Annotated in this window: 5 protein-coding genes; all 5 read right to left on the bottom strand. The window is 69.1% G+C overall.

Annotation, left to right across the window (positions count from 1 at the left end):
• Positions 1-74: 74 nt before the first annotated feature.
• The 5 genes from ACWFRU_RS42110 to ACWFRU_RS42090 all read right to left on the bottom strand — a co-directional run bounded on the left by ACWFRU_RS42110 (position 75) and on the right by ACWFRU_RS42090 (position 5,012).
• A complete protein-coding gene (locus ACWFRU_RS42110; RefSeq protein WP_453694135.1) occupies positions 75-1,439 on the bottom strand; it encodes a tyrosine-type recombinase/integrase in 1,365 nt (454 codons plus the stop codon).
• Entirely contained in the window at positions 1,436-1,645 is a 210-nt protein-coding gene (locus ACWFRU_RS42105) for a helix-turn-helix transcriptional regulator (RefSeq protein WP_030671993.1), read from the bottom strand. Before ACWFRU_RS42105 ends, ACWFRU_RS42110 begins: the two co-directional genes overlap by 4 nt.
• 457 nt (positions 1,646-2,102) lie before the next feature.
• On the bottom strand, positions 2,103-3,578 hold the full coding sequence (locus tag ACWFRU_RS42100; protein ID WP_453694132.1) for an ATP-binding protein: 1,476 nt from the start codon (positions 3,576-3,578) through the stop codon (positions 2,103-2,105).
• 2 nt (positions 3,579-3,580) lie between these two features.
• On the bottom strand, positions 3,581-4,468 hold the full coding sequence (locus ACWFRU_RS42095) for a bifunctional DNA primase/polymerase (protein ID WP_453694130.1): 888 nt from the start codon (positions 4,466-4,468) through the stop codon (positions 3,581-3,583).
• A 91-nt stretch (positions 4,469-4,559) separates the two neighbouring features.
• A complete protein-coding gene (locus ACWFRU_RS42090; protein ID WP_339152332.1) occupies positions 4,560-5,012 on the bottom strand; it encodes a hypothetical protein in 453 nt (150 codons plus the stop codon).
• Positions 5,013-5,145 lie beyond the last annotated feature (133 nt).

Genomic DNA, 5,145 nt, shown 5'->3' with positions numbered 1-5,145 from the left:
GTCTCACCCTGTCTCGCGTTCGAACGCCCCGTCTCGGACTCTGCGGACGGAGCGCGGACGGGATTTCCGCCGCGTCAGACGCTCCGTTCCAATCGGGCGGAGATCTTGGCGTTGGCCGCGTCGTCACCGTCCTTCAGGAACTTGGCGTACACGCGAAACAGGACCGCCACACTGTGGCCCGCCCGCTCAGCCACGAGCTGTGGTTCCACGCCCGAGCTGAGCCAGGTAGACACTGCGGCGTGACGAAGGTCATAAGGTCGCTTCGCCAGTGCAGAGTGGAACTCGGCTGGCGTGAGAGCGCGCGACCGCGCTTCAGCCCACACCTCCCCGTATCCGGTGTCCTGCACGAGTCCACCCCGCAGCGTCTGGAAGACGCGGCCGTCCGGCGCCGTGCCGTACGCGGTGAGGTGCCACCGCAGGAGCGCGACCAGTTCCGGCGGAATCGGCACGGGCCGCACTGCCTTCCGCGGGCGGTGTTTCAGGCCCCGTTTCTCGTGCGCCTCACCACTGTCTGTCCATGCGGTGCCGGATCGGGGACGGGTTTCATGGAGCCGGAGCACGCCCCACCCTCGCCGGGGAAGATCGCAGTCCGTGGCCCGTAGGCCGATCACTTCCGCCGGCCGCGCGGCGGCGTAGTACATGCAGCCGAAGAACGCAGCGAGCCGGCGCCCCCGCTTGCTCTGGTCACGCACGGCGGTCAGCAGCTTGGCGGCTTGCGCCGGATTCGGGACGCATGCCGGGTCCACTTCCTCCGTAACCTGCTCGGGCGCCTTCCACTTGACGCGGTCCAACGGGTTGTCCGTCAGCAACTCGGCATCGACCGCGAACTCAAGGGAGTTGTAGAAGATCGCACGCTTGCGACTGATCGTCCCCGGGGCCGCCGTCTTCCCGTCCAGTCGCTTGGACAGGGCCCTGAGCGCGGCCTTCACCAACAGCCGGTCCGTGAGGGCCGACATGGGCAGCGACTTCCGCTGGAACCAGGCGAGCACCTGTGCCACCTCGACCGGAGGCTCTTCCTTCCACCGGTTCTTGTTGAACGCCCACCCGTACAGAGCGCTCCGTACGGTCCGGGCGTCGGGCATGCCCTTGGTGTCCTTTACGAAGGCCGGCGTCACGGTCGCCATGGCTTCGGCCAACGTCCGCCGGGTGTTGCCGGGGGAGTCGTCCCACTTCATAGCGATGTAGTTGCGCGCGTGCTCGTACCAGGAGATGTCACGCTTCTGGTCGACCATGGACTTCGGGAGGCCGCTCTCCACGTCGAACGGCTCACCCTTCCGGGCCGCCGTCATGAGTTCCGACCGGCGGCTGTCGGCCAAGCCCTGGGTGAGGAACGATTCCGCGTGTTCCCGGGTGCCCACCATCCAACGCAGTTGGTACGGCTTCCGGTAGCTGCGCTTTCGGATGGCCCAGAACTTAACGGTGTAGCTCCACTCGGTCACGCGGCCTCCAACTCGTCCTTGAAGGCGTCCAGGACGCTGCGGCGTACGCAGATGCGGCCGGACGGTGTGCGGCGTGCCTCGGGGGTGAGGCCACGGTCGCGCCAGCGATACCAAGTCGGGCGGCTGATGCCGAGTTCTTCCAGAACTTCCGGCAGGGGGATCAACTCGTCTTTCGGAGTGCGACGGCGCCGGGTGGGCGTGGTCATGCTGGGATCTCCATACCTGAGCATTTCGGGGTGCGGCTGTACGCGGCTGTGTCCGAGGTGCAGATTTCTGCGTCACCCGCGTCATCTGCGTCATTCGGGGCCCTGACCTGCGGTTTCAGGGTGACGCAGGGCCTGGAGGGTGCGTCACCGGTGACGTAGACCTGCGTCACCGGGTGACGCGGGTGACGCGGGGTGACGCAGGAATCGGCCGTCTGCGTCACCGCTGTTCCGGCAGCTCACACGCCGTTTTCGGGTTGTGGGTGACGCAGGTGACGCAGCGTCTTCCTACTTGGGACAAAGAGGGGGTGGTGTCTGTTGTGGTGCGCGGCTCAGCGCGTGAAGAAGGAGCCGCTTCGCGGCGCGACCTTCGCAGGGCGGCGACGCCGCCGAACAGCAAGAGGAGCACGCGTTGCCGGGTGCTCCTCTTGCTTGTTCCGGCCCGCCGGGTGCCGGGCGGTCAGAAGGCGGCTTCCTGCTCGGGCGGCGGTGGTGCGGTGGGGCGCGCGATCTCGATGTACCGGGAGGTCTTGGTGCGTCCCCAGTCAATGAGGACGCCACGGGCGGCGAGGGTGGGCTGAAGGCGCTTGAGACGGTCTGAGAGCACCTTTCCGGTAGTCGGCCAGCCTTTTGGAAGGGGGCGGCACTCCTCGCCGCTATAGAGGCCCGTGAGGGCGTACAGCCACTCGGCGGACGTCATCCGCTTTTCCGCCCCTGGCACGATGCCGGCAGCGTGCTTCAGCACGGTCTGCGCCAACAGGTCGCCCTCAATGACGTCGTCGTTGAGGTCGTCCAGGCTGGCCCGGTAGGCGGCAAGTGCCCCGAGACCGGTTGCGGCGTCGAGCTGCGCGCACAGGTGCGCGAAGTCGGCCATGCGCAGGTCAGTCGGGATGTCCGCCTCAGCCGCCCGCACCTGCACGGTGAGGTCCAGGAGCGATCCGAGGATGACGGGCAGCACCTCTGCGAAGTCGGACCACAGTTCCGCCTCGGTGCGCCGCACGCGGGGGCGTTCCAGCCGCAGTGGGAGGAGCCGTTCGGCGAGGTCGGGGCGGATCACGCCCACGTCGATGCCGGTCAGCAGGAGCGGTCGGCGGTAGCCGACGCGGAACACGTCCCCGTCGGTGAACAGGGCCCGTTTGACGTTCTCGGCACCGGTGACGATGCAGCACATCGCGTCGGACAGGTCAGGGGTCATGTGGGAGAGGTTGTCCAGGGCGGTGACCCAACCGGCGGCGACCGCCGCGATCAGGTTCTCCTCATCCTTCGGCGCGCGGCGCAGGTCGCCGCTCATACCCTCGATGATCCGTACGAGCATCCGCCCGCCCGTCGACTTGCCCGCCCCCTGGGGCCCGGTGAGGAACGGCGCCGGGACGGGCACGGACGGACCCAGGCAGCCGATCAACCACGCAATGGCCAGGCACTCCGTCTCGGCGTTGGCGAAGTTGCACAGCCGCATCAACAGATCGATGCCCTTGCCGTTGGTGTCCCGGACCGGCAGGGGCAACTCCCCCGTGAGCTGAGTACGGCGCCAGCACACCTCACGCGGGTCCGGGGTACGGATGTCCCAGCCGGTGGGGTGGATACGAACCGACTGCCCGTCGCTGCGCCCGAGGTCAAGCCACGTTGCCCCGTCGAACCCGGGAGCGACGCGGATGTGCACGGGTTGCACGTCCTCGGTCAGCGCCAACGCTTCGATCAAGTCCAGCGCTTCCTTCATGGCCGTGCCGTTGAACACGCCCACTCCGTCGCGGAATAGACCGACCATGAGTTCCTGCCGGTGGCTTCCGGTGGTGCCCTGGGAGCGGATCGGTCGGGCCACGGGGTGGCCGTTCTTCTGCGCGTACACGGTGCCGTCAGCGGTGCGGAAGTACCGGAAGTGGGATTGGGCGTAGTCGGTGATGACCTGGCGTGCGGGGTTCTTGTCATCGTCGGACATCTTCACAGTCCCAACGTGGTGCGGGCGTTGGTCCACGCGTCCGTGCAGTGGCGCAGGGTCTCGCCCTTGGCTTGCGCGGCGGTGAACAGCCGGGTGACGTGGGTGTCGGTGAGGCAGCCGCACCGGCCGTGCCGGGACAGCACCGCCAGGAACGTGCGGTACACCGTGGCGTGCACGGTGCTGCGGGCGGCGGCGATCTGCTGCACGGCCATAGCGATGCCGCGGTCCAGGTAGGCGGGCGTGCGGTGCGGGCACTCCCCGCCCCCGGGCCCCGCAGGCACGGCGCCGGCGGGCGTCACCCACCGGACCACGGGTGGCTTCTTCACCGCGAGGGCGCGCACGGCGTCGGGCAGGTCGGTCATGGTGCCGGTGCCGGGCCCGAGGTAGCGGGCGTACGACATGGACGACTTGATGTCGACGCCGGGCCGGACCGCGTTGCGGGAAGTCATGGCGCCTCGGTAGATCCAGTGCTCACCCCGCGTCGTCGCCACGGTTCGCGTGGCCGACAGCGCGGTGCGGGCCCATGCGATGGCGTCCGCGTCGTCCAGGTCGACCACGGTCAGGCCGGCGCCGCCGGGGTGGTAGCCCACGCACACCGCCTGCCGCCACGCCGCCGCCCACGGGGCCGACACGATGACTTCGGTGGAAGTGGTGGCGGCGGCCCACGCGTGGCAGACGCCAGGGCAGTCGCAGGGCCCCGGGGTCTTCATGTTCGGCCGGCCACCGCATGCGTTGCCCACGCAGGTGGGGCAGTTGCCAAACGGCACCTTTCCCCGCCGCAGCGGCAGCACGGGTACACCGGTCACGGCCAGTGCCAGAGCAGCCGGCAAGAGATTGGGCAGCGCGTTCATGCCGCCGCTCACTCGCCGGATCAAGGTCGGTTGCGTCATGCTGGGAGACCTCCAACAGGTCTGAGATGGGCTGGTTGGGCACGGGCGGCCCCGCGACTTTGGCGAGACGAGGGGGCCGCCCGTGGCGTAGCTAGCCGTGGAAGTGGTTGCGCTTGATCACGGCCTTGCGGATGTTGACCGTGGTCCCGCCGTGGTGGCCGCTCGTGCTGAACACCTGGACAGCGATCCATCCGCCGAAGATCACGGCGGCGAGGATGATGAGCTGGCCGATGAACGCGGTCAGGGCCGCGATGAACGAGGTGAGCAGCAGCAGCCCGCCGCATACCGCCAGGAACCCGACGCCCCCGAGCGCGACGTTCACCGCTGTGCGGGACACAGCCGGCTTGGCGGCGACCGGTTCCGGCTGAGCCGGTGCCACGGCGTAACCGGTGACGACACGGCCGTCCGGCAGGACGACGCTCGCCACGGCCGGGATGTGGCCCGGCTGGACGGGGACGACCGGCGCCGCGTGAACGGCGGGGCTGATCGGGGTGGGGTGGTGGACCACGAGGGGCGCGGTGTGGTGGGTGGTGGGTTCGTTCACGGCCGGGTGTCCCTTCAGTTGCCGAGGGCGGTCAGGGCGTCGGCGGATGCCTGCACGAGGTTGCGGATGGGCTCGTAGGCGCCGGTGCCGGCGGCGAAGAACCCGAACAGGAACAGCACGAGCGCGGCGCCGC

Source organism: Streptomyces sp. NPDC055099, assembly GCF_053607685.1.
Note: the sequence above shows the minus strand (reverse complement) of the source record. Positions and strands in the feature narration are given on the sequence as shown.